This window comes from Terrabacter sp. NPDC080008, from assembly GCF_040702505.1.
Taxonomy (GTDB): Bacteria; Actinomycetota; Actinomycetes; order Actinomycetales; family Dermatophilaceae; genus Terrabacter.
Genome location: NZ_JBFBLC010000002.1, coordinates 836,314 through 859,321, shown reverse-complemented (window position 1 = coordinate 859,321; position 23,008 = coordinate 836,314). Strand labels below are relative to the sequence as shown.

21 protein-coding genes are annotated in these 23,008 nt (G+C 73.2%); 16 read left to right on the top strand and 5 right to left on the bottom strand.

Annotated elements, in window-relative coordinates; translation table 11 throughout:
* Position 1: 1 nt before the first annotated feature.
* The 14 genes from carA to AB0316_RS09940 all read left to right on the top strand — a co-directional run bounded on the left by carA (position 2) and on the right by AB0316_RS09940 (position 15,760).
* Positions 2-1,189 carry a glutamine-hydrolyzing carbamoyl-phosphate synthase small subunit gene (carA, locus tag AB0316_RS10005; RefSeq protein ID WP_366272847.1) on the top strand — a complete coding sequence of 396 codons (1,188 nt, stop codon included), beginning with the start codon at positions 2-4 and terminating at the stop codon, positions 1,187-1,189.
* The gene (carB, locus tag AB0316_RS10000; RefSeq protein WP_366272711.1) at positions 1,189-4,521 is read left to right on the top strand and encodes a carbamoyl-phosphate synthase large subunit; all 3,333 of its coding nucleotides are present in this window, start codon (positions 1,189-1,191) and stop codon (positions 4,519-4,521) included. The genes carA and carB overlap by 1 nt, the downstream gene beginning before the upstream one ends.
* On the top strand, positions 4,518-5,408 hold the full coding sequence (locus AB0316_RS09995) for a dihydroorotate dehydrogenase electron transfer subunit (protein ID WP_366272710.1): 891 nt from the start codon (positions 4,518-4,520) through the stop codon (positions 5,406-5,408). Before carB ends, AB0316_RS09995 begins: the two co-directional genes overlap by 4 nt.
* On the top strand, positions 5,408-6,406 hold the full coding sequence (locus tag AB0316_RS09990) for a dihydroorotate dehydrogenase (RefSeq protein WP_366272709.1): 999 nt from the start codon (positions 5,408-5,410) through the stop codon (positions 6,404-6,406). Before AB0316_RS09995 ends, AB0316_RS09990 begins: the two co-directional genes overlap by 1 nt.
* A gap of 97 nt (positions 6,407-6,503) precedes the next feature.
* Complete coding sequence (pyrF, locus tag AB0316_RS09985) at positions 6,504-7,346, top strand: orotidine-5'-phosphate decarboxylase (RefSeq protein WP_366272707.1); 843 nt, start codon at positions 6,504-6,506, stop codon at positions 7,344-7,346.
* Between the two features lie 115 nt (positions 7,347-7,461).
* Positions 7,462-7,851 carry a hypothetical protein gene (locus AB0316_RS09980; RefSeq protein ID WP_366272705.1) on the top strand — a complete coding sequence of 130 codons (390 nt, stop codon included), beginning with the start codon at positions 7,462-7,464 and terminating at the stop codon, positions 7,849-7,851.
* Positions 7,852-8,013: 162 nt separating this feature from the next.
* Positions 8,014-8,331 (top strand): integration host factor, actinobacterial type, encoded by a 318-nt coding sequence (gene mihF / locus AB0316_RS09975; protein ID WP_366272703.1) that lies wholly within the window; start codon positions 8,014-8,016, stop codon positions 8,329-8,331.
* Positions 8,331-8,951 (top strand): guanylate kinase, encoded by a 621-nt coding sequence (gene gmk, locus AB0316_RS09970; protein ID WP_366272701.1) that lies wholly within the window; start codon positions 8,331-8,333, stop codon positions 8,949-8,951. The genes mihF and gmk overlap by 1 nt, the downstream gene beginning before the upstream one ends.
* A 100-nt stretch (positions 8,952-9,051) precedes the next feature.
* A complete protein-coding gene (gene rpoZ, locus AB0316_RS09965; RefSeq protein WP_020143994.1) occupies positions 9,052-9,315 on the top strand; it encodes a DNA-directed RNA polymerase subunit omega in 264 nt (87 codons plus the stop codon).
* A 26-nt stretch (positions 9,316-9,341) separates the two neighbouring features.
* The gene (gene coaBC, locus AB0316_RS09960) at positions 9,342-10,580 is read left to right on the top strand and encodes a bifunctional phosphopantothenoylcysteine decarboxylase/phosphopantothenate--cysteine ligase CoaBC (protein ID WP_366272699.1); all 1,239 of its coding nucleotides are present in this window, start codon (positions 9,342-9,344) and stop codon (positions 10,578-10,580) included.
* Positions 10,581-10,682: 102 nt separating this feature from the next.
* The gene (metK, locus tag AB0316_RS09955; RefSeq protein WP_366272697.1) at positions 10,683-11,906 is read left to right on the top strand and encodes a methionine adenosyltransferase; all 1,224 of its coding nucleotides are present in this window, start codon (positions 10,683-10,685) and stop codon (positions 11,904-11,906) included.
* Positions 11,907-11,922: 16 nt separating this feature from the next.
* Positions 11,923-13,971 carry a primosomal protein N' gene (locus AB0316_RS09950; protein ID WP_366272695.1) on the top strand — a complete coding sequence of 683 codons (2,049 nt, stop codon included), beginning with the start codon at positions 11,923-11,925 and terminating at the stop codon, positions 13,969-13,971.
* Positions 13,972-14,010: 39 nt separating this feature from the next.
* Positions 14,011-15,270 (top strand): saccharopine dehydrogenase NADP-binding domain-containing protein, encoded by a 1,260-nt coding sequence (locus tag AB0316_RS09945; RefSeq protein WP_366272693.1) that lies wholly within the window; start codon positions 14,011-14,013, stop codon positions 15,268-15,270.
* A 73-nt stretch (positions 15,271-15,343) separates the two neighbouring features.
* Positions 15,344-15,760 carry a DUF664 domain-containing protein gene (locus tag AB0316_RS09940; RefSeq protein ID WP_366272691.1) on the top strand — a complete coding sequence of 139 codons (417 nt, stop codon included), beginning with the start codon at positions 15,344-15,346 and terminating at the stop codon, positions 15,758-15,760.
* Here the strand turns inward: AB0316_RS09940 and AB0316_RS09935 are convergent.
* The 5 genes from AB0316_RS09935 to AB0316_RS09915 all read right to left on the bottom strand — a co-directional run bounded on the left by AB0316_RS09935 (position 15,670) and on the right by AB0316_RS09915 (position 21,001).
* Positions 15,670-16,146 (bottom strand): GNAT family N-acetyltransferase, encoded by a 477-nt coding sequence (locus tag AB0316_RS09935; protein WP_366272690.1) that lies wholly within the window; start codon positions 16,144-16,146, stop codon positions 15,670-15,672. The two genes, AB0316_RS09940 and AB0316_RS09935, sit on opposite strands and share 91 nt — an antisense overlap.
* Positions 16,147-16,206: 60 nt before the next feature.
* A complete protein-coding gene (locus AB0316_RS09930) occupies positions 16,207-16,806 on the bottom strand; it encodes an ATP-binding protein (protein ID WP_366272688.1) in 600 nt (199 codons plus the stop codon).
* 84 nt (positions 16,807-16,890) lie between these two features.
* On the bottom strand, positions 16,891-19,038 hold the full coding sequence (locus tag AB0316_RS09925; RefSeq protein ID WP_366272686.1) for an FUSC family protein: 2,148 nt from the start codon (positions 19,036-19,038) through the stop codon (positions 16,891-16,893).
* A gap of 110 nt (positions 19,039-19,148) precedes the next feature.
* The gene (locus AB0316_RS09920; protein WP_366272684.1) at positions 19,149-19,979 is read right to left on the bottom strand and encodes a class I SAM-dependent methyltransferase; all 831 of its coding nucleotides are present in this window, start codon (positions 19,977-19,979) and stop codon (positions 19,149-19,151) included.
* Complete coding sequence (locus AB0316_RS09915; protein WP_366272682.1) at positions 19,976-21,001, bottom strand: methylenetetrahydrofolate reductase C-terminal domain-containing protein; 1,026 nt, start codon at positions 20,999-21,001, stop codon at positions 19,976-19,978. The genes AB0316_RS09920 and AB0316_RS09915 overlap by 4 nt, the downstream gene beginning before the upstream one ends.
* 125 nt (positions 21,002-21,126) lie before the next feature.
* On the opposite strand from AB0316_RS09915, the gene AB0316_RS09910 reads away from it, so the two are divergent.
* Together AB0316_RS09910 and AB0316_RS09905 are read left to right on the top strand one after the other, a co-directional pair.
* A complete protein-coding gene (locus tag AB0316_RS09910; protein WP_366272681.1) occupies positions 21,127-21,678 on the top strand; it encodes a helix-turn-helix domain-containing protein in 552 nt (183 codons plus the stop codon).
* Positions 21,675-22,967: an MFS transporter gene (locus tag AB0316_RS09905; protein WP_366272679.1), complete on the top strand. Its 1,293-nt coding sequence runs from the start codon at positions 21,675-21,677 to the stop codon at positions 22,965-22,967. Before AB0316_RS09910 ends, AB0316_RS09905 begins: the two co-directional genes overlap by 4 nt.
* Positions 22,968-23,008 lie beyond the last annotated feature (41 nt).

Genomic DNA, 23,008 nt, shown 5'->3' with positions numbered 1-23,008 from the left:
CGTGCCCGACCGGGACGGCAGGACGCGCCGCGTCCGAGAGGCCGCCACCCTCGTCCTCGAAGACGGCCGCACCTTCCGCGGGGCCTCCTACGGCGCCATCGGGGAGACGGTCGGTGAGGCGGTCTTCTCCACCGGCATGACGGGCTACCAGGAGACCCTGACCGACCCGAGCTACCACCGGCAGGTCATCGTCATGACCGCCCCGCATGTGGGCAACACCGGCGTCAACACCGAGGACGACGAGAGCACCCGCATCTGGGTCGCCGGCTACGTGGTGCGCGACCCCGCCATCCGCTCGTCCAACTGGCGCGCTAGCCGTGACCTCGAGGACGAGCTGGTCCACCAGGGCGTCGTCGGCATCTGCGACCTCGACACCCGCGCGCTGACCCGCCACCTGCGCGAGCGGGGTGCCATGCGCGTCGGGATCTTCAGCGGTGAGGCCGCCGCCCGCCCCGAGGCCGAGCTTCTCGAGGCGGTCCGCACCAGCCCCCAGATGGCCGGTTCCGCCCTCGCCGCCGAGGTCAGCACCACTGAGCCGTATGCCGTCCCGGCCGTCGGCGAGAAGCGCTTCACCGTCGCTGCCGTCGACCTGGGGATCAAGGCGATGACCCCGGCCCTCATGGCGCAGCGCGGCATCGAGGTGCACGTGCTGCCTGCGACCGCGACGATCGAGGACGTCCTCGCCGTGGGCGAGTCCGGCCCCGACGGGGTCTTCTTCTCGAACGGCCCCGGCGACCCGGCCACCGCCGAGCACGAGGTGGCGCTGCTGCGCGAGGTCCTCGACCGGCGCATCCCGTTCTTCGGCATCTGCTTCGGCAACCAGCTCCTCGGCCGGGCCCTCGGCTTCGGCACCTACAAGCTGAAGTATGGCCACCGCGGCATCAACCAGCCGGTGATGGACCGCACCACCGGCAAGGTCGAGGTCACCGCCCACAACCACGGCTTCGCGGTGGACGCGCCCCTCGACAGGGAGAGCGACACGGCATACGGCCGCGTCCGCGTCTCCCACGTGTGCCTCAACGACGACGTCGTGGAGGGCCTGGAATGCCTTGACCTGCCTGCCTACTCGGTGCAGTACCACCCCGAGGCCGCGGCCGGCCCGCACGACGCCGCCTACCTCTTCGACCGCTTCCTCGAGCTCATGACCGACCGACAGACCACCCACCAGACCACGGAGGTCAGCGCCTGATGCCCAAGAACGACAGCATCCGGAGCGTCCTCGTCATCGGCTCGGGGCCGATCGTCATCGGCCAGGCCTGCGAGTTCGACTACTCCGGCACCCAGGCCTGCCGCGTGCTGCGCGAGGAGGGCATCCGCGTCATCCTCGTCAACAGCAACCCGGCGACGATCATGACCGACCCGGAGTTCGCCGACGCGACCTACGTCGAGCCGATCACCCCGGAGGTCGTCGAGGCGATCATCGCCAAGGAGCGTCCCGACGCGGTGCTCGCCACCCTCGGTGGCCAGACGGCCCTCAACTGCGCGATCTCCCTGCACGAGAACGGCGTCCTCGAGAAGTACGGCTGCCCGCTCATCGGCGCCAACGTCGAGGCCATCCAGCTCGGTGAGGACCGCGAGGCCTTCAAGGGCGTCGTCGAGCGCTGCGGCGCCGAGTCGGCGCGGTCGATCATCTGCCACTCGATGGACGACCTGCTCGCCGGCGCGGAGGAGCTCGGCTACCCGGTCGTCGTCCGTCCGTCCTTCACCATGGGCGGGCTCGGCTCGGGCTTCGCCTACGACGAGGCCGACCTGCGCCGCATCGGCGGCCAGGGCCTGCAGTACTCCCCGACGACCGAGGTGCTCCTCGAGGAGTCGATCCTCGGCTGGAAGGAGTACGAGCTCGAGGTCATGCGCGACCACGCCGACAACGTCGTCGTCGTCTGCTCCATCGAGAACCTCGACCCGATGGGCGTGCACACCGGCGACTCGATCACCGTCGCCCCGGCGCTCACCCTGACCGACCGCGAGTACCAGCGGCTGCGCGACATCGGCATCGCCGTCATCCGCGAGGTCGGCGTCGAGACCGGCGGCTGCAACATCCAGTTCGCCGTCAACCCGGCCGACGGCCGCATCATCGTCATCGAGATGAACCCGCGCGTCTCGCGCTCGAGCGCCCTGGCGTCCAAGGCGACCGGCTTCCCGATCGCCAAGATCGCCGCGAAGATGGCGCTCGGCTACACCCTCGACGAGGTGCCCAACGACATCACCCGCGAGACGCCGGCGAGCTTCGAGCCGACGCTCGACTACGTCGTCGTCAAGGTGCCGCGCTTCGCGTTCGAGAAGTTCCCGGCCGCCGACCCGACGCTGACGACGACGATGAAGTCGGTCGGCGAGGCCATGGCGATCGGCCGCAACTTCACCGAGGCCATGCAGAAGGCGCTGCGCTCCCTGGAGAAGAAGGGCGCGAGCTTCCACTGGGACGGCACGATCACGAAGGTGCAGGCCGAGCGCGCGCTGGAGGAGGCGAAGGTCCCGACCGACGGTCGCATCGTCCTCGTGCAGCAGGCGCTGCGCGGCGGGTTCAGCGTCGAGGAGGTCCACGAGGCCACCGGGATCGACCCGTGGTTCCTCGACCAGATCGCGCTGCTCAACGACGTCGCCGCGATGCTCGCCGAGGCCGACGAGCTGACGCCCGACCTGCTCCGCCTCGTCAAGCGCCACGGCTTCAGCGACGCCCAGGTGGCCTCGATCCGCCGTATGCCGGAGGCCGTGGTCCGCGGGGTGCGGCACGCCCTCGGGGTGCGCCCGGTCTACAAGACGGTGGACACCTGCGCGGCGGAGTTCGCGGCCACGACGCCCTACCACTACAGCTCCTACGACGAGGAGACCGAGGTCGAGCCGCGCGAGCGCCCGGCCGTCATCATCCTCGGCTCCGGCCCCAACCGGATCGGGCAGGGCGTCGAGTTCGACTACTCCTGCGTGCACGCGTCGTTCTCCTTGCGCGACAAGGGTTTCGACACGGTCATGGTCAACTGCAACCCCGAGACCGTCTCGACCGACTACGACACGAGCAGCCGCCTCTACTTCGAGCCGCTGACCCTCGAGGACGTGCTCGAGGTCATCCACGCCGAGGCCCAGGCCGGCCCGATCGCCGGCGTCATCGTCCAGTTCGGCGGGCAGACGCCGCTCGGCCTGGCTCAGGCCCTGGAGGACGAGGGCGTGCCGATCGTCGGCACCTCGCCCGGCGCCATCCACCTCGCCGAGGACCGCGGCGCCTTCGGCCAGGTGCTCGCGAAGGCTGGGCTGGTCGCGCCCAAGCACGGGACGGCATACAGCTCCGACGAGGCGCTCGTCATCGCCCGCGAGATCGGCTACCCGGTGCTCGTGCGCCCCTCGTACGTCCTCGGGGGCCGCGGCATGGTCATCGTGTACGACGACGACTCGCTCGTGACCTATATGGAGAAGGCCACGGAGGCCTCGCCGGAGCACCCGGTCCTCGTCGACCGCTTCCTCGACGACGCGATCGAGATCGACGTCGACGCGATCTTCGACGGCGAGGACATGTACCTCGGCGGGATCATGGAGCACGTCGAGGAGGCCGGCATCCACTCGGGCGACAGCTCGTGCACCCTGCCGCCCGCCACCCTCGGCGACGGCGAGCTCGAGCGGGTGCGCGTGGCGACGCGAAAGCTCGCGGAGGGCATCGGCGTGCGTGGCCTGATGAACGTCCAGTTCGCCCTGGCGCAGGACATCCTCTACGTCATCGAGGCCAACCCCCGCGCGTCGCGCACGGTGCCGTTCGTCGCCAAGGCGACCGGGGTGCCCATCGCGAGCGCCGCGGCCCGGGTCATGCTCGGCGCGACGATCAAGGAGCTGCGCGAGGAGGGGCTGCTGCCGGCCACCGGCGACGGCAGCCGCATGCCCGACCACGCCCCGGTGTCCATCAAGGAGGCGGTGCTGCCCTTCAAGCGCTTCCGCACCAGGGAGGGCGTCGCCGTCGACTCGCTCCTCGGCCCCGAGATGCGCTCGACCGGCGAGGTCATGGGCATCGACGTCGACTTCGGCTCCGCCTTCTCCAAGGCCCAGCAGGGCAGCGGCTCGGCCCTGCCACGCTCCGGTGCGATCTTCGTGTCGGTCGCCAACCGCGACAAGCGCGCGATGCTCTTCCCGGTCAAGCGCCTCGTCGACCTCGGCTTCACGATCCTCGCGACGAGCGGCACCGCTGCGGTCCTCAAGCGCAACGGCATCGAGGCCACGGTGGTTCGCAAGATCACGGAGCGCGACGACGACCTGTCGGGGGAGAAGTCGATCGTCGACCTCATCCTGGACGGAACGGTCCAGATGGTCGTGAACACGCCCTCGGGCCAGGACGCCAGGGCCGACGGCTACGCGATCCGCGCCGCGACGACGAGCGCCGACAAGCCGATCGTCACGACCATCGCGACGCTTGCTGCGGCCGTCCTCGGCATCGAGGCGGGCCTGACCGAGGAGATCCGCGTCAAGTCGCTGCAGGACCACGCCCGGGACCTCGACCTCTACGGCCGTCGCGAGGCCCTCGCCGAGGCGGGGGTGGGCGCATGAGCGAGCGCGCGATCCGGGCCCGGGTGACCCAGGAGGTCGCCGAGGTCATCGCCACCCGGCGGGTCGGGGCCTACCAGCACCTCACCCTCGTCGCACCCGGTGTCGCCGAGCTCGCCCGCCCGGGCCAGTTCGTCGCGCTCGCCGTGGGCGACGAGACGTCGGGCAACCTGCTGCGCCGCTCGTTCTCGATCCACAAGGTCAGCCCGAGCGGCACCTACGGCGGAACGGTCGAGATCGTCGTCTCCGCCGTGGGCGTCGGCACCCGCTGGATCGTGGAGCGTGCGCCCCACGACACCATCGACGTCGTCGGCCCGCTGGGCAAGGCCTTCCCGCTGCCGACCGAGCCGGTCGCGTGCGTGCTCGTCGGCGGCGGCTACGGCAGCGCACCGCTCTTCTGGCTCGCCGGCGAGCTGCGCGAGCGCGGCTGCCACGTCGAGATGGTGCTCGGCGCCGCGAGCGAGGACCGCCTCTTCGGCGTCGTCGAGGCGCGCCGCAGCTGCGACGGCGTCACGGTGACCACCGACGACGGCTCCGCCGGACAGCGGGGATGGGTCAGCGACCCGCTCCCCGAGATCATCGACCGCACGCACGCGGGAGTCGTGTACGCGTGTGGCCCGATGGGCATGCTCGAGTCGGTCACGCGGGTGGCCCGGGCGCACGGAGCCGTCGCCCAGGTCGCGGTCGAGGAGTCGATGGCCTGTGGTGTCGGGGTGTGCATGACGTGCGTCATGCCGGTCGTCGGCTCCGACGGCAGGACGCGCATGGTCCGCTCGTGCGTCGAGGGACCGGTCTTCCGGGGCGACCGGGTTCGCTGGGAGGCCTTCGAGGGCCGTCACGCCCGCGTCCCGGACGACTGTGTAGGCGCGCCGAAAGTGGGTGGTCACTGATGACCGAGCTGTCCGTGGACCTTGCTGGCGGTCGCTCTGCCGGTCTCGACGTCGACATGTCGGTCGACCTCGGTGGTGGTCGCCGACTGCCAAACCCGCTGATGACGGCCTCCGGCTGCGCGGCCAACGGCAAGGAGCTGCACCGCTTCTTCGACGTGGGGGACCTCGGTGCCTTCGTCACCAAGTCGGTCATGGCCGACCCGCGCTCGGGCCGGGGCACCCCGCGCATGGCCGAGACGCCGTCGGGCATGCTCAACTCGATCGGCCTCCAGGGGCCCGGGATCGACGCCTTCGTCGAGGAGGACCTGCCGTGGCTTGCGTCGGTCGGCGCCCGCGTGCTGCCGTCCATCGCCGGTAGCTCGAGCGCCGAGTACGCCCACGTGGCGGCCACGCTCCGGGCCAGCCGCGCCTTCGACTCCGTCGTCGGCGTCGAGGTCAACATCTCGTGCCCCAACGTCGCCAACCGCGGGCTCGTCTTCGCGTGCGACCCGATGGCCTCCGCGGGGGTCATCGGCCTCGTGCGCGAGCAGCTGCCGCGAGACATCCCGATCTTCGCCAAGCTGAGCCCCGATGTCACCGACATCACGACGATCGCCTCGGCCTGCGTCGAGGCCGGCGCCGACGGCCTGACGATGATCAACACGCTGCTCGGCATGGTCATCGACACCGACCGGCTGCGGCCGCAGCTCGGTGGTGTCACCGGCGGTCTCTCGGGCCCGGGCATCCGGCCGGTGGCCGTCCGGGCCATCTGGCAGGTGCGCCAGGCGATGTTCGAGGGGCGCATCCCGACCGTGCCGATCATCGGCGTCGGGGGAGTGCGCACCGGGCGCGATGCCCTCGAGCTCGTGGCGGCCGGAGCCAGCGCGATCCAGGTCGGCACGGTCGTCTTCAACGACCCGTCGGCGCCGGTGCGAGTCCTGCGCGAGCTGTCCGACCTGCTGGGCGCCAAGGGTTTCGAGCGGTTCACCGACGCCGTCGCCGTCGCGCACGACCGGTGACGCGCACCAGCACCGGGCCGCACGGCGTACTGCACGGTGTACTGCAGGGTGTCACGCACGGCCTGACCCAGCCCCACGACGTGAAGGAGACTCGCCGATGAAGGCATTCGGGGCGCGCCTCGAGGACGCCATGCAGGCCCTCGGCCCGCTGTGTGCGGGCATCGACCCGCACCGGGGGCTCGTCGAGTCCTGGGGGCTGTCCTACGACCTCGCCGGGCTCGAGCGGTTCGCGCTGACCTGCGTCGAGGCGTTCGCCGGACGCGTCGCGGTCGTCAAGCCGCAGTCCGCCTTCTTCGAGGTCTTCGGCAGCCGCGGCGTCGCGGTCCTCGAGCGGGTGCTGACCGAGCTGCGCGAGACCGGCACCCTGACGATCCTCGACGCCAAGCGCGGCGACATCGGCTCGACCATGACGGCATACGCCGAGGCCTTCCTCGGGAAGGACGCCGTCGCGCCACCCGACGCGCTGACCGTCAGCCCGTTCCTCGGCTACGAGTCGCTGCGGCCGGCCATCGACCTCGCGCACCAGACGGGCCGGGGCCTCTTCGTGCTCGCGCTGACCTCCAACCCCGAGGGCGCCGGGGTGCAGCACGCCGTCCGCGACGGCGAGTCGGTCGCCGGCTCCGTCGTCCGCGGGGCGGCCCACGACAACGCCGCCGCCCGCGCGCGGGGCGAGCTCGGCAGCGTCGGGCTCGTCATCGGCGCGACGGTGGGCGACGCCGTGCGCGACCTCGGCCTCGACCTCGTCGAGGCGGCGACACCGGTGCTCGCACCCGGGTTCGGCGCCCAGGGCGGCACGCTCGAGTCGCTGGCGGCCACCTTCGGGCCCGCTCGCGGCCAGGTCCTCGCCTCCTCGAGCCGGGAGATCCTGGCCGCCGGCCCCGACCCGGCGCGTCTCGCCGCCCAGGTCACGCGGGTGGCCGAGGCGCTGCCACGCCCCTGAGTCGCCCCTGAGCCGCCCCTGAGCCGCCCCTGAGCTGCCTCGCCGGAGCAGACCTGCCCGCCCCGTCGTGCGCGAGCCCGACCCGGGGGCTGCCGACACGGCATACGGTGGGCGCATGCGAGGGACGGCGCGGGCTCGGGGGACGTCACTGGCGGCCGCGGCCCTCGCCCTGGCCGTGCTGCCCCTCGGCGGCTGCAACGACGACGACACCACGGCGTACTGCGACGCGCTCGGGTCCGCGCAGGCCGCGTGGCAGGACGCCGGGGACGGTCTCGAGGACCCCGCGGCAGCGACCCGCCTCGTGGCCTCCGTGCGGCAGGTGGAGGCGAGCGCGCCACCGGAGGTCAAGGGCGACTGGACCTCCCTGCGCTCCCTGTTCGAGAAGTTCGCGGCGCCCCGGCCCGACCTCGCCGCGCTCACCCGCCAGCTGCAGTCCTTCGAGAGCGCCGCGAAGCGGGTCGAGACGCACGCCAGGGAGACGTGCGGGGTCGACCTCGCCCGGTGAGGAGCGGGCCGGCCACCGGGCACGGCCCCCGCTCGTGCTCGCGACGCACCCCGCGTTGCGGCGCAGGAGGACGGATCGCTAGGTTCGGCGGAGACAAACGCAGACGTCGAGAACGACGGGGGGCGCCGGGCGCTCTCCTACGCACCGAGGAGACCGAAGACCGTGGCGCTTCCACCGCTGACCCCTGAGCAGCGAGCTGCAGCACTCGAGAAGGCTGCAGCCGCTCGTCGGGAACGGGCAGCGGTCAAGAACCGGCTGAAGTACTCCAGCGGCTCGCTCGCGGAGGTCCTCGAGGACGGCCGGACCGACGCGGTCATCGGCAAGATGAAGGTCACCGAGCTGCTCGAGTCGATGCCGGGTGTCGGCCGCGTGCGCGCCCGGGCGATCATGGCCGAGGTCGGCATCGCCGAGTCCCGGCGCGTCCGCGGGCTCGGGGCCAACCAGGTGGCGGCGCTGCTGCAGCGCTTCGAGAAGCAGTGATGACGGCCGAGCAGACGCCGCCAGCCAGCCCGCAGCTCGACTCCGACCCGTCCAGGCGCGGGCGGCTGACGGTGCTCGCCGGACCGACCGCCGTGGGCAAGGGCACGATCGCGGCCTACGTGCGCACGCACTTCCCCGGGGTCTGGTTCTCGGTCTCGATGACGACGCGTCGGCCGCGGCCCGGAGAGGTCGACGGCGTGCACTACCACTTCGTCGACGACCACGAGTTCGACCGACTCGTCGAGGCAGGGCAGTTCCTCGAGCACGCCGTCGTGCACGGTGCCGCCAAGTACGGCACCCCCCGCGGCCCCGTGGAGCGCGCCATCCGGGAGGGCCGCGACGCCCTCCTCGAGATCGACCTGCAGGGCGCGCGACAGGTGCGTGAGACCTGGCCCGACGCCCTCTTCGTGTTCCTCGCCCCGCCGAGCTGGGACGAGCTGGTGCGCCGGCTCGTCGGCCGCGGCACCGAGGACCAGGGGGAGCGGGAGCGCCGGCTCGCCACCGCGCGCGAGGAGCTGGCCGCCCAGACCGAGTTCGACGAGGTCATCGTCAACGACGATGTTCGGCGCGCGAGCGAAGAACTCGTATCATTGATGAGATCGGGACGCGCCAGCCGGTGAGTCCCGCCTCGTCGTGTGCCGCGGTGGCGCCGCCTGCCACAGCAGGCCGGCCTCGCCGACCACACGTCACGCCCGCTGAAACCAACGAAACGAGATCACTGTGTCCGGTACCCAGGCTGCTCCCATCGGCATCACCAACCCGCCGATCGACGACCTCCTGACCGCCGCCGACTCGAAGTACGCGCTCGTCATCTACTCCGCCAAGCGCGCCCGCCAGATCAACGCCTACTACTCGCAGCTGCAGGAGGGCCTGCTCGACTACGTCGGCCCGCTCGTCGAGACCGAGGTCCACGAGAAGCCGCTGTCGATCGCGCTGCGCGAGATCAACGAGGGCCTGCTGACCTCGACGCCCACCGAGGCCTGAGCACGGCACGGGAGCCGGGGCCGCCGATGCGCGTCGTACTCGGGGTGGGCGGCGGCATCGCCGCCTACAAGGCGTGCTCGCTGCTCCGGCTCTTCACCGAGGCCGGGCACGACGTCACGGTCGTGCCCACCGCGTCGGCCCTGCAGTTCGTCGGCGCGCCCACCTGGTCGGCCCTGTCCGGCAAGCCGGTGAGCACCGAGGTGTGGACCTCCGTCCACGAGGTACCTCACGTGCGCATCGGGCAGTCCGCCGACCTGGTCGTCGTCGCGCCCGCCACGGCCGACCTGCTGGCCAAGGCGGCGGCGGGCCTCGCGGACGACCTGCTCACCAACACGCTGCTCACCGCCCGCTGCCCGGTCGCCTTCGCGCCGGCCATGCACACCGAGATGTGGGAGCACCCGGCCACGCAGGCCAACGTGGCGACGCTGCGGTCGCGCGGCGCCCACGTCATCGACCCGGCCGTCGGCCGGCTCACCGGCAAGGACTCCGGCGCCGGCCGGCTTCCCGAGCCCGAGGAGCTGTATGCCGCGTGCCTCGCGCTGCTCGACGGTTCCCCCTCCGGGGCGGCCGCCCCGCGCCGGCGTGACCTCGAGGGTCGCCGTGTCGTCGTCTCCGCCGGCGGCACCCGCGAGCCGCTCGACCCGGTGCGCTTCCTCGGCAACCGCTCGTCGGGCAAGCAGGGCCTGGCCATCGCCCGGGCCGCAGCCCAGCGCGGCGCCAAGGTCACGCTGGTCGCGGCGAACGTCTCCCTCCCGGTGCCCGACGGCATCGACGTCGAGCGGGTCGAGACCACGCTGGAGCTGCAGCACGCCGTCGAGGCGGCGGCCGGCGGGGCCGACGTCGTCGTCATGGCCGCCGCACCGGCCGACTTCCGGCCCGCGTCGGTGAGCGGTAGCAAGATCAAGAAGTCGTCGGACCCGCAGGCAGGCCTGCGCGTCGAGCTCGTCGAGAACCCCGACATCGTGCGCGGGCTCGTCGAGGCGCGTACCGCTCGTGGTGCCACGGCCCCGCTGATCGTCAGCTTCGCCGCCGAGACGGGCGACGTGAACGGGTCCGTCATGGACCACGCCCGCGCCAAGTTCGCGCGCAAGGGCAGCGACCTGCAGGTCGTCAACGAGGTCGGCACCGACCTCACCTTCGGCGAGGACGACACCACCGTCCACCTCCTGCGCCGCGGCAGCGACGAGGCCACCACCGTCGGGCCCACGTCCAAGGAGGCGGTGGCCGAGGCGCTCTGGGACACCATCTCGCCGCTGCTGGGGTGAGCACTAGACTCTCGCCCCAGCGTCACCGTCGGCCCGTCCGCACCACCCATGCACGACCACCGACCCACCCAGTACCACCCGCACCCGAGGCAGGGAGTTCAAGTGTCCGCACGCCTGTTCACGTCCGAGTCCGTCACCGAGGGACACCCGGACAAGATCTGCGACCAGATCAGTGACTCCATCCTCGACGCGCTCCTGGCCGCCGACCCGCAGGCACGCGTCGCCGTCGAGACGATGGTCACGACCGGCCTGGTCCACGTGGCCGGCGAGGTGTCCACGACGGCCTACGTCGAGATCCCCAAGATCGTCCGCGAGACGATCCTCGAGGTCGGCTACGACGGCTCCCAGAAGGGCTTCGACGGGCGCACCTGTGGCGTGTCGATCTCCATCGGCGCCCAGTCGCCCGACATCGCGCAGGGCGTCGACACCGCCCACGAGCACCGCACCGGTGACGTCGACGACCTGCTCGACAAGCAGGGCGCCGGAGACCAGGGGCTGATGTTCGGCTACGCGTGCGACGACACGGCCGAGCTCATGCCGCTGCCGATCTTCCTCGCCCACCGGCTCTCCGAGCGCCTGACCCAGGTGCGCAAGAGCGAGGAGCTGGCCTACCTGCGCCCCGACGGCAAGACGCAGGTCACCATCGCCTACGAGGGCGACCGCGCGGTCTCGCTCGACACCGTCGTGCTCTCCACGCAGCACGCCCCCGACGTGTCCCTCGAGGGCATGCTCGAGCCCGACATCAAGGCGCACGTCATCGACCCGGTGCTCGCCGAGCTGCGCGAGAGCGGCAACGACCTCGACGTCAGCAGCTACCGCGCCCTCATCAACCCGACCGGCCGCTTCGAGATCGGCGGCCCGATGGGCGACGCCGGCCTCACCGGCCGCAAGATCATCGTCGACACCTACGGCGGCATGGCCCGCCACGGCGGCGGCGCGTTCTCCGGCAAGGACCCGAGCAAGGTCGACCGCTCGGCCGCCTACGCGATGCGCTGGGTCGCCAAGAACGTCGTGGCCGCGGGCCTGGCCCGTCGCTGCGAGGTCCAGGTCGCCTACGCCATCGGCAAGGCGCAGCCCGTGGGCCTCTACATCGAGACCTTCGGCACCGAGACCGTGCCGGTCGACAAGATCCAGCAGGCGATCGGCGACGTCTTCGACCTGCGCCCGGCCGCCATCGTCGACGCGCTCGACCTGCTGCGCCCGATCTACCGCCCGACCGCCGCGTACGGCCACTTCGGCCGCACCAAGGCCGACGGCGTGGAGAACCCCTTCACCTGGGAGCGCACCGACCGCGTGGAGGCGCTGCGCGCCGCTGTCTCCGGCTGAGGATAGGTTCGCCCCCGTGGGCGACGACGTGTTGGAGCAGCGACCGGCCGATCGGCCGGTCGCTGCCGTCGTCGTGGAGACGCCGCTGGCACACCTCGACCGCGTCTTCGAGTACGCCGTGCCCGACGAGCTCGCTGCCGACGCCGTGCCCGGGGCCCGCGTCCGGGTGCGCTTCTCCGGCCGCGAGCTGGACGGCTTCGTCGTGGAGCGCCGCGAGAAGCCGCAGCACGACGGCCGGCTGACGCCGCTGCGCCGCGTCGTGAGCCCCGAGCCGGTCCTGACGCCGGAGCTGCTCGCGTTGTGCCGGGCCGTCGCCGAGCGGTATGCCGGCACGCTGAGCGACGTGCTGCGCCTGGCCGTGCCGAAGCGCCACGCCACCGCCGAGCGCAACCTGCCGAAGGAGTGCCCCGAGGTCGACCCGGCCGTCGCCGGGGTCACCGTGCCCGACCCCGGCCCGTGGGCGGCCTACCCGGCGGGTCCGGCGTGGCTCCGGCGCCTGTCGGAGGGTCAGGGCCCGGCCGCGGCGTGGACGGCACTGCCCGGTCGTGCGCCCGAGGAGGACTGGCCTGCCGCGATGGCGGTGGCCGCCGCGACGGCCCTGGCCGCGGGACGGGGGGCGCTGCTCGTCGTGCCCGACCACCGCGACGTCGACCGGCTCGAGGCCGCGCTCGTGGCGGTGCTCGGCAAGGGCCGCCACGTCCGGCTCACGGCCGACCAGGGCCCGCAGGCGCGCTACACCGCGTGGCTCAAGGTGCTGCGCGGTCACGTCCGCGTCGTCATCGGCACGCGCGCGGCCGCGTTCGCCCCGGTGCACGACCTCGGCCTCGTCGCCTGGTGGGACGACGGCGACGACCTGCTGGCCGAGCCGCGGGCCCCCTACCACCACGCCGGCGTGGTGCTCGGGCTGCGCGCGGCCGCCACCGGTGCGGCGCTGCTCACCGGCGGCTTCGGGCGGAGCCTGCGCGTGCAGGTGGGCGTCGAGTCCGGTGCGCTCGTGCCGGTCGAGGCGGACCCGGCGCTTCTGCGCGCCGCGTCGCCCCGCGTCACGATCGCCGGCGAGGGCGCCGACGAGGAGCGCGACGGGCCGGCGGCGAGAGCTCACATCCCGTCGCGCGCCTGGAGGGTCGCCAAGGACGCCCTCGTCGACGGGCCGGTGCTGCTCCAGGTCCCGCGACGCGGCTACCTTCCCGCGCTCAGCTGCGCCGAGTGCCGCACGCCAGTGCGATGCGCGCGCTGCCAGGGCCCGGTCGCGCTCGGCGCGGCAGGCACCGCGCCGGCCTGCCGGTGGTGCGGCCTCTCGCTCGGCAGCTCCGGCTTCGAGTGCGCGCACTGCGGCTCCCGGCGGCTGCGCTCGTCGATCACGGGCGCGCGGCGCACGGCCGAGGAGATCGGCCGGGCGTTCCCGGGTGTCCCGGTGCACACGTCCGGCTCCGGTGAGGTGCTCGCGGCGGTCGGCCGCGACCCCGCACTGGTCATCGCCACGCCCGGCGCCGAGCCGGTCGCCGAGGGTGGGTACACCGCGGTGCTGCTCCTCGATGCCTGGGCGAGCCTCGACCTGCCCGTCCTCGACGCGCCGCTCGAGGCGTTGCGACGCTGGATGGCGGCGGCCGCGCTGGCCCGGCAGGGAAGGGCGGTGGTCCTCAGCGGGGCCCCCGAGGCGGTCGCGCTCCCGGCTGTGGAGGCATTGGTGCGCTGGGACCCGGCCTGGCTGGCTGCTCGCGAGCTCGACGAGCGGCGCGAGCTCGGGCTGCCTCCGGCGGTCCGGATGGCGCAGCTGACCGGTGGTCGTCGGACCCTCGAGGAGACGCTGGAGCAGGCAGACCTGCCGGAGTCCGCCCAGGTCCTGGGCCCGGTGCGGCTGTCGACGGCCGCACCGGCGCTGCGACGGGTGTCCCTCGAGGCCGACGGTGACCGCGCGCCGTCCGACCACCATGCGCTCGTCCGCGTGCCCCTGCCCGAGACCTCCGCTCTGACGCGGGCGCTGCTTGCGCTCAAGGCGTTCCGTTCGGCACGCAAGGAGACCGATGTCGTGACCGTCCGCGTCGACCCGCACGACACCTTCTGACGTCGGGGGTCGGGCGCCTCGCCGTGACAGAGTGACGGCATGCCCGAACGCGACCTCGACATCGTTCTCTACGGCGCGACCGGCTTCGTCGGCGCCCTCACCGCGCTGCACCTGGCCCGCAACGCCGGCCCGGACGTCCGCATCGCGCTCGCGGGCCGGTCCCGTGCTCGCCTCGAGGCCTTGCGCATCGAGCTCGGGCCGGGGGCATCCCGGTGGGAGCTCGTCACGGTGGACGCCTCGGACGCAGCGGGCCTGCGGGCTCTCGCAGCGCGCACGCGGGTGCTGGCGACGACGGTGGGGCCCTACGCGGCATACGGCAAGGAGGTGGCCCGCGCCTGCGCCGAGTCGGGAACGCACTACGCCGACCTCACCGGAGAGGTGCTCTTCGTCCGGTGGTCGCTCGACGAGCTCGACGCCTGCGCGCAGCAGACCGGGGCCGCCATCGTGCACGCGTGTGGCTTCGACTCGATCCCCTCGGACCTCGGGGTGCTGGTGACGGCCCGACGGGCAGCTGCCGATGGTGAGGGCGAGCTTGCGGACACGACGCTGCTCGTCCGGTCGCTCAAGGGCGGCATCTCCGGCGGCACCGTCGACTCGATGCGGCAGCAGGCGATCACCATGCGCTCCGACCCCGCGACGCGCCGCGTCGTCAGCGACCCCTACGGCCTGAGCCCGCGTCGCTCCGAGGAGCCGTCGTCGGACCGGCGTCCGGGGGCTGCCGGCCTCCTCGGCAAGGTGCGTCGTCTCGTGCCGGTGCAACGCGACCCGGGCACCGGGCGGTGGACCGGGCCCTTCGTCATGGCCTCGTTCAACACGCGCATCGTCCGCCTGTCCAACACGCTCTCCGGGTGGTCCTACGGGCGCGGGCTGCGCTACCGGGAGGCGACCGACTTCGGCTCCGGCCCGATGTCGCCGGTCCTGGCAGGCAGCATGGCCGTGGGCCTCGGCAGCGTCGTGGCCGGCATGTCGTTCGCCCCGACCCGTGCCCTGCTCGACCGCGTCCTGCCGGCGCCGGGGGAGGGCCCGAGCCCTGAGACGCGGGCCACGGGCCGTTTCCGGATGGACATCCGCGCCACGACCACGACCGGCGCCCGCTACCGCACCAGGGTGGGCGCCGACTACGACCCCGGCTACGGCGGGACGGCGGTCATGCTCGGGGAGGCGGTGCTCTCGCTCGCATCGGACGACGGGGTGCCGATGCGGGCCGGTGTCTGCACGCCTGCGACGGCACTCGGAGAGGTCCTGGTCGACCGTCTGCGAGCCCAGGGCTTCACGTTCGACGTCGAGCGCGAGGAGTGAAGGGCGTCCGTCTCCGCCACGGGTGCGGGCGGCGGTTTCCGTCGGCCCGACGGCGCATACTCGGCGGGTGTGCATGCCCTTCCCGGAGCCGACCAGCCCTGCGCCGTCGCCCGCCGAGGTGCTGATCCGCTACCTCGACTACTTCCGCGACCAGGTTGCGCACCGGGTCGTGGCGCTGTCCGAGGAGGACCGGCGGACCAACCGTCTGCCGTCGGCGTGGACGCCGGTCCAGCTCGTCAAGCACCTGACCCTCGTCGAGCGGCGTTGGCTGGAGTGGGGATTCGAGGGTGCCGCGGTTGCCGAGCCGTGGGCGGACACTCGCGACGTCTCGACATCGTGGCCGAGCTGGCCGGTGGTCCCACCGGCGAGTGACCCGACCCGGGGCCCGTCCGTCGGCCGTCAGCGCCTCTGCATGGTCTCGATGCGGACCGATGAGCCTTCGCGCAGTGGCTGGACCTCCCCGGTCGCAGTGAACCCGTGCCGCTCGTAGAGGCGGCGAGCGCCGTCATTGCCCTGCGTGACGTGCAGCGTGACGGGGCGGCCGACGTGGTCGGCGTACTCCAGCAACCGCTGGAGGATCCGCGCCGCGACCCCTCGCCCACGGTGCGTCGGCTGCACCCACATGCCCCAGACGAACGCCTCGGACGATTCGTTGGGCGCGTAGAGCCCGCCCATGGCGACGGGTCGGTCCTGCGCGTACGCCAGCACGATCGGGTCGGCACCCGCAGCGCGCTCCCGCCACTCCGAAGGAGCCTTCCCCATCGACTCACCGAGCGTGGCCCCGAAGGCGTCCGGTGAGTCCGCCAGCGCCGCAAGGCGGACAGAGCGGAACTCCTCCCACTCGTCGGGGCCGATGACGCGCAGCTCAGTGGTCATCGTCGGAGGGTAGCCGTGCCCGGCAGGGGCGGGACGGCATACGGCGCACGGCACACGGCGTCACGAGACCGAGGCGGGCCAGCGGTGCCGGCGCCACTCGTCCCACGAGGCGAAGCCGGCCGGTGGCTCGTCGACCGGCTCCGTGCCGTCGAGCTCCCCGGGCGTGGGAACGCTGATGATGGCGGCCCACCTGGCCAGCTCCTCGTCGGACATGTGCCAGGTGGCGTGCGGCTCCTCGTCCTGTCGCCGGTCCAGCCGGCGCCGCTGCTCCGCGGGCGTCAGCTCGAAGTAGCGCATCTGCACCGCCGCCCCCCGGGCGGCCGCCGCCGCCCGCAGGGCCGATCGCTCGTCACGGCCCCACAGGCCGAAGTCGATGACCACGCTGGTGCCGAGCTCGAGCGCGCGCAGCCCGATCTCGACGAGCCGCCCCTCGATGACGTCCGAGGCCGCCGGCGGGTTCGCATCGCCGTAGAGGGCCTTGACCCACTCGTCCTTCGTCAGCCGAAGCGCCCTCTCCTCCAGCTCGATCCGCCGGGCGGCCGTGGTCTTCCCCGTGCCAGGCAGGCCGACGGTGAGGAAGAGGGTGGGTCGTGGCGTCGCCACGACCCGGTCCTCCTGCTCGCGGCTACCAGCCGGTGTGGATTCGGTGCGTTCGCTCACAGCCGGCAGCCCATCAGGTCCAGGAGGCTCCGGCAATCGCATTGTGACCGCCCCGGTGTGTCGCGAACCGGGCGTGGCGGTGGCTCAGGGCGCGGCCACCAGCGTGAGGGCGTCGGCCACCCGACCGATCTCGATGCCGGCCTGCGTGGCGCGGGGGTCCGCGTCGGCCGGGACGGCGACCAGGGAGGCCACGCGCTCGCGGGCGTCGGCGACCGCGGCACCCACGTCGGAGGGTGCCGGCAGGACCTGCTGCTGCGCGAGCAGACGGGACTGCTCGGCGAGCTCTCGGCAGGCGTCGGCGAGTGCGGGGGAGGCGATCCCCGACTCGGCGACGACGACAGCGAGTGCCCGGGCGTGCCCTCCGCAGGCTCCGAGGACGCTGAGCCGGTGGCGCAGCCGCCCGCGGTCGATGCCGATGAGGCCGCCCCGCGCGACGGCGCGGTAGGTGTTGACGACCTGGCGGCCCCACGCGTCGAGGGCCACGGTGAGGGCGACCAGGTCGCCGGTCGGCTCGGCCCGCAGGTGCTCGGCGCACTCGTCGAGCACGTCGGCCAGCTGGGAGAGGAAGCCGGAGCGAGCCGCGCGGGCCGTGGCCCGGGTGCCCGTCGGCAGGACGAGCACCGAGACGGCGACGCCGATGGCCGCGCCCGCCGCGGTCTCCTCCAGCCGCAGGACGAGCACGGCGTCGGTGAAGGTGTTCAGCATCGTGTACATCTGCCCGAGCATCAGGGTGATGAAGAAGATCATCCCGGCGTAGGACAGCCGCTGGACGTAGAAGGCCAGGAAGATGCAGGCGAAGAGCGCGGTCACGACCGCGGCCGGGTGGCCGGTCGTCGCGTGCGCCAGGGCGATGGCCCCGACGAGCCCGGCCATGGTGCCGGCGACCCGGGCGATGCTGCGCCGGAAGGTCTCACCCGCGTTCGAGGCGCCCGTGAAGGCGATGAACGCGGCGATGACCGCCCAGTAGTAGCGCTGGGGGGAGATGGCCTCGCCCACGAGGATTGCCAGCGCGGCCGCCAGCGCCGCCTGCACGGCCTGGCGGGTCGTCAGCTCGAGCCCGGCGAAGGACCAGCGCCGGCGGCCGCGGGCCTCCTCGAGGATGGAGGAGGCCACGGCCGCCGAGCCCGGCAGGTTCCCGGCGAAGAGGGTGACGACCGGCTCGAAGTCGGCGTCGGTCGTGTCCAGCGGGTCCTCTCCGGCGCGCGTGGCCCCCGGGTCGTCCAGCCGTCCCGCATCCCACTGCTCCACGAGGCGCAGCAGGTCCGTGGCCGCCCAGGTGAGCCGGCGCAGGCCCGGCGCCAGTGGCGCGGCTTGCTCCTCGAGGGCCCGCACCGTCTGGTGTGCCTGCTCGCCGGCGCCCCATCCCAGCATCCTCAGCAGGTGGCGTATGCCGTCGAGCTGTCCCGCCGGCAGCTCGTGCTGGTGGCGGGCGAGGTCCACCACCGCGGCGGCGGCCTCGTCCATCGCGATCTCGACGTCGACGGCCCAGCGCCGCACCTGGCCGCGGCGCAGGCCGGCCGGCACGGCCCGCGGGTCGGCGAGCTGCCCGTCCATGAGCAGCGCGATCTCCGAGAGCTGCACGAGCTGCGTACGCAGCCGGCGCTGGGGTCCTGGGGAGTCGGGGTCGTCGAGCACGTCGAGCATCGCTGCGATGCCGGCACGGGCTCGCGCCCGGAGCGCCTCGACGGTCCGGCGCAGGCGCACGCGCGGGTTGCCCCGCAGGACGGTCAGCAGCAGCAGCGTCACCCAGGCGGCCGCGACGACGACGGCGCCGAGGAGGAACGGCAGGAGCTTGACCGGCGGGTGCAGGAAGAGCGCGAAGAAGAAGCCCTGCCAGGCGAGGAATCCGTAGGTGAACCACCGTGGCCCGAACCGGCGCACCCAGACCGCCGCGAAGGACACCACGACGAACGACACGAGTCCGACGACGTGCCGGGCGGAGGTGACGACGCCGAGGGTCACCCCGAGGGAGGCGGCGAGCGGCACGCCGGCCATCGTGCCGAGGGTGGCGGTGCGCGACGGCTCGCTGACGAGGGTGGAGGTGAGCATGGCCACGATCGCCCCGACCAGCACTGCCATGGTGGCCGGCAGCGCTGCCCACCCGGCGTACACCCCCTCGACGAGGACGGTCGTGGCGACGGCGAGCACCGCCCTCAAGGCCTGGCGGAGCCGCCCGAGCCCGGGGTCCGAGGCGACGAGCCGGTCGCGGGAGTCGCGCAGGACCGTTCCCACCCGACCGGCTCCGAGCCGGGGCAACACCCTGGACCAGCCGGCAGCAGGGGATGGTTGCACAACAGCGGATCATTGCAGACGGCGCAGTGAGCGCCGTCCCCGCGGGTCGCTCAGACGGCCTCGACGACGAGCATCCGCCCACGCACCTCACCGGCGGACAGGAGGGCACCCATCCGGCTCGACTGCTCCTCGGCGGTCCGCCACCGCGGGTCGTCGCCGTGGCGGCGCTCCAGCTCGGCCTGCACGCTGTCCATCACGTCCTCCCACCCGGCCGGGAAGCCGGCGAAGTCCTCGGTCCACCCGCTGCTCAGCACACGCAGCGAGGCCCGCTGCAGCATCTCGTCGAGGGACTCGACGGTGGGGAAGTCGTTGCCCTGGGGCGGTTCGAGCCGGAGCTGACCGTCGTGGGAGACGCAGTAGACGATGAGTCCGAAGCGCGACCCCGCCCGTAGCACCCGACGGATCTCCGAGAGGTATGCCGGCTGGTCGTCGACCGTGCACAGCACCCCGAGGCTCCACCCGACGTCGACGGCCCCGGACGCGAGGGGCAGCTGCGTGGCGGCCCGCAGTGCCGGGAGGCCGAAGAGCGACCGAGCGGCCCGGCACGCGCCCGGTTCCGGGTCGGTGAGCACCGGGCGGACATCGCTCTCGCTCGCGGCGAACGCGGCCGGTCCGCCGACCCCCGCACCGCAGTCGAGGAAGACCTGGTCGGGCTCGGGCGCCAGGTGGTCGAGCAGCCAGTGCAGCGCGCCGGGGCTGCCACTGCCGCGGCAGCCGGCCGGGATCCGGTCGGCCCGGTCGAGCCCGCCGACCACCTCGGCCGTCCAGGCGGCGACGGTGTCGAACTCCGCCTCCATCGAGTCGGCGGCGTCCGCGGCGTCCGCGGCGTGCGTGGACCCGCTGGATGCAGCGGTGGTCTGGGGCTCGTCCGACCTGCTCACGGTGTCACTCCCTGCGTCCGGCGGATGCGGCGCCCGATCTCGGCCTGGATCTCGGCCGCGGCGTGCACGCCCCGGGCCGACGCGAGCCCGGAGAGGTTCACCCCCGCCATACCCGGCAGCGCCAGCAGCCCGACCGCCTCGTCCACGGCGGCCGCGATGCCGGCCTCGACGGGGTCGTCCGCGGTCAGCACCGCCTCCAGTCGCTCGGGGGCGATCCTCAGGCCGGGCAGCGCGGCCAACACGTCCGCGGACCGCTGGTCGGTGAAGACGACGACCGAACCGACCAGCGGCATTCGCAGCCCGACCTCGTGTGCGGCGGCGACGAAGCCGGCGAGCTGGGCTCGCACGGGCACGTGGTTGAGCACGCCCACCCGGGCACCGACCTGCTGCTTGCGCACCAGTCGACGGGGTCGTAGCTCGACGGGGCGCGCGGTCGGGGTCTCGGCGACCGCCACGGGCAGGCCCAGCGATGCGGCGAGGGCGGCCAGCCGCGTGCCGTCGAGGTCGAAGGCCTGCGTGACGTCGGGGCGCACGTCGTACGCGCGACCGTCACCGGTGACGCACAGCACCGTGGCGAGCCCGTCGAGGGCCAGCGCCCGCAGCTCCTGCTCGAGGGCGATGCGGTTGCGGTCGCGACAGGCCAGCGTCACCCACGGCACGCCGCCGGCGTCGGCGACGAGGCGGGCGACGGTGCTCGGCGGGAAGTCGACCCGGTCCTGGTGGTCGCCGACGAGCAGCGCGTCGCAGGTGCCGGCCAGCAGCCGCGCCGTCGACTGCAACGTGGCGGCGTCGGCCGGTGGCACGCTGAGGTCGGTCAGCACCATCGGCGGCCGCCACGACGGCGGCGACGGCACCGGGGCCGGACTGAGGACCGCGAGCGGGCCGGCAGGTGGGACGTCGGGCCGGTCGAAGACGCAGGGAGCGGCCACCATCTCGCAGCTGCCGTCGTCCCGGACCCCGCCGCACGGGCCGTGGACCATCCGCTTCGGGCAGCCGGGCACCGGCCGGTCGGGCAGCTCCATGGGCCCACCCTCTCAGCCCACGGTGCGGCCCGCGACGTCGCCGCCCCGCGTCGTCCGTCCCGGGGAAGATCGACTCCCAAAGGACTGCTTGACGGTTGGCCCCGACTCACGACATACTCCCCAACGTGTCTTTGGAGGATGGGCGCATCAACGAGCTGCGGGCCACTGCTCACCCGCTGCGGCTGCAGATGCTCTCGCTGCTGACGGGAGCCGAGCTCAGCGCGGCCGAGGTGGCCCGGGAGCTCGGCATCACGCAGGCCAACGCGAGCTACCACCTGCGTCTGCTCCACGCTGCCGGCCTGCTCGAGGTGGCGGGGGAGGAGTCGGTGCGTGGCGGACGGGCCAAGAAGTACCGGCACCGCTGGGACGCCGAACGTCCTCATGGCGGCCCGCCCTCGACCGAGGAGGAGCGCCTCGCCTACGCGCGGGTGCTCGCCGATGCGATCCCGCGCCGCTACGCCGAGCGCGAACGTGGGGCAGGGCCCGCCAGGAGCCAGTTCACCGACGCGGAGCTGTGGGTCGAGCCCGAGGTGTGGGAGCGGGTCTTCGACCTCGTCGCCGAGGCGAGCCGGCTGCTGCACGCCAACGCCCGCCCACCGCGTACCGCAGGAACCGTCCGGGCGAACCTGACCGTCGCAGCCTTCCGGATGGCCGACCCGAAGGGGGGCTCCCGATGAAGGTCAAGGACTCGCTCGGTGCGCTCTCGGACCGCCGGTTCGCGTGGTACTTCACCGCGCGCACCGTCTCGACGGGCGGCTCCGTCATGGTCCCTGTCGCGCTCGCCTTCGCGGTGCTGCACATCGACCAGTCGGCCGGCGCGCTCGCCCAGGTCCTCGGCGTGCGCACCCTGACCATGGTCGTCTTCCTCCTCGTCGGGGGAGTCGTGGCCGACCGCTTCTCGCGCATCGTCGTGCTGCAGGTCTCGCACGTGCTGACCTGCCTGACCCAGGCCACGGCGGCGCTTCTCATCATCAGCGGACACGCCACCCTGACGCAGCTGACGGTCATCGAGGGGGTCAACGGCGCCGTCTCCGCGTTCACGATGCCGGCGATGATGGGGGTCGTCCCCCTCGTCGTCGACCGGGCGCGCCTCCAGCAGGCCAACGCGCTGCTGTCGTTCAGCCGCAGCGGACTCGCCGTCGTCGGCCCCGCCGTCGCCGGGCTCCTCGTCGTCGGCGTGGGCCCGGGATGGGCGCTCGCCGTCGACGCGCTGACGTATGCCGTCGCGATCGTCTGTCTCTCCCGCGTCGGGCTGCCCCGCCGCAGCCCCGACGCGAGCGCCCCGCGGCACTCGATGGTCCGCGAGCTGCGCGAGGGGTGGGGCGAGTTCACCCGACGCGAGTGGCTGTGGGTGATCGTCCTCGCCTTCGGCCTGACGAACGCGATCCACTCCGGCGTCATCGGCGTGCTCGGCCCGCTCGTCGCCAAGTCGAGCGCGTCGATCGGCGAGGCGGGGTGGGGTCTCGTGCTGAGCGCCGAGGCCGTCGGTACCGTCCTGATGACCCTCGTCATGCTGCGGCTGCGGCTGCGGCACCCGCTGCGCGCCGGCATGCTCGCCATCTGCGTCCTGGCCGTGCCCATGGTGCTGCTCGGTGCGGCACCGGCGCTCGTGCCGGTCGCCGTCGGCTTCTTCCTCGCCGGCGCAGCGGTCGAGGTCTTCGGCGTCGGCTGGTCCACGGCGCTGCAGGAGCACGTGCCCGTCACGGTCCTGTCGCGGGTCTCGAGCTACGACGCGCTGGGCTCCTTCGTCGCGATCCCGATCGGGACCTTCCTCTACGGATGGCTCGCCACCGCCGTCGACGTCGAGACCCTGATGCTGGCCAGCGCCGTCGTGTACGTGGTCATCTCGCTCTCCGCGCTGCTGTCCCGGTCGGTGCGCGACCTCGGCCGTGCGGTCGAGGAGCCGGCCTCGTCGACCACCGGCACGGGCACGGGCACGGACGCCGGGGCCACGCGACGGTCCTAGACTGGCGGCGCCCACCTCCCGCCCGCGCCATCCTGGAGACC

Bases quoted from the DNA above. Each gene is read 5' to 3' on its own strand.
- carB (WP_366272711.1), top strand. From the start codon at position 1,189: ATGCCCAAGAACGACAGCATCCGGAGCGTCCTCGTCATCGGCTCGGGG.
- AB0316_RS09995 (WP_366272710.1), top strand. From the start codon at position 4,518: ATGAGCGAGCGCGCGATCCGGGCCCGGGTGACCCAGGAGGTCGCCGAG.
- AB0316_RS09990 (WP_366272709.1), top strand. From the start codon at position 5,408: ATGACCGAGCTGTCCGTGGACCTTGCTGGCGGTCGCTCTGCCGGTCTC.
- pyrF (WP_366272707.1), top strand. From the start codon at position 6,504: ATGAAGGCATTCGGGGCGCGCCTCGAGGACGCCATGCAGGCCCTCGGC.
- AB0316_RS09980 (WP_366272705.1), top strand. From the start codon at position 7,462: ATGCGAGGGACGGCGCGGGCTCGGGGGACGTCACTGGCGGCCGCGGCC.
- gmk (WP_366272701.1), top strand. From the start codon at position 8,331: ATGACGGCCGAGCAGACGCCGCCAGCCAGCCCGCAGCTCGACTCCGAC.
- coaBC (WP_366272699.1), top strand. From the start codon at position 9,342: ATGCGCGTCGTACTCGGGGTGGGCGGCGGCATCGCCGCCTACAAGGCG.
- AB0316_RS09945 (WP_366272693.1), top strand. From the start codon at position 14,011: ATGCCCGAACGCGACCTCGACATCGTTCTCTACGGCGCGACCGGCTTC.
- AB0316_RS09940 (WP_366272691.1), top strand. From the start codon at position 15,344: ATGCCCTTCCCGGAGCCGACCAGCCCTGCGCCGTCGCCCGCCGAGGTG.
- AB0316_RS09935 (WP_366272690.1), bottom strand. From the start codon at position 16,146: ATGACCACTGAGCTGCGCGTCATCGGCCCCGACGAGTGGGAGGAGTTC.
- AB0316_RS09915 (WP_366272682.1), bottom strand. From the start codon at position 21,001: ATGGAGCTGCCCGACCGGCCGGTGCCCGGCTGCCCGAAGCGGATGGTC.
- AB0316_RS09905 (WP_366272679.1), top strand. From the start codon at position 21,675: ATGAAGGTCAAGGACTCGCTCGGTGCGCTCTCGGACCGCCGGTTCGCG.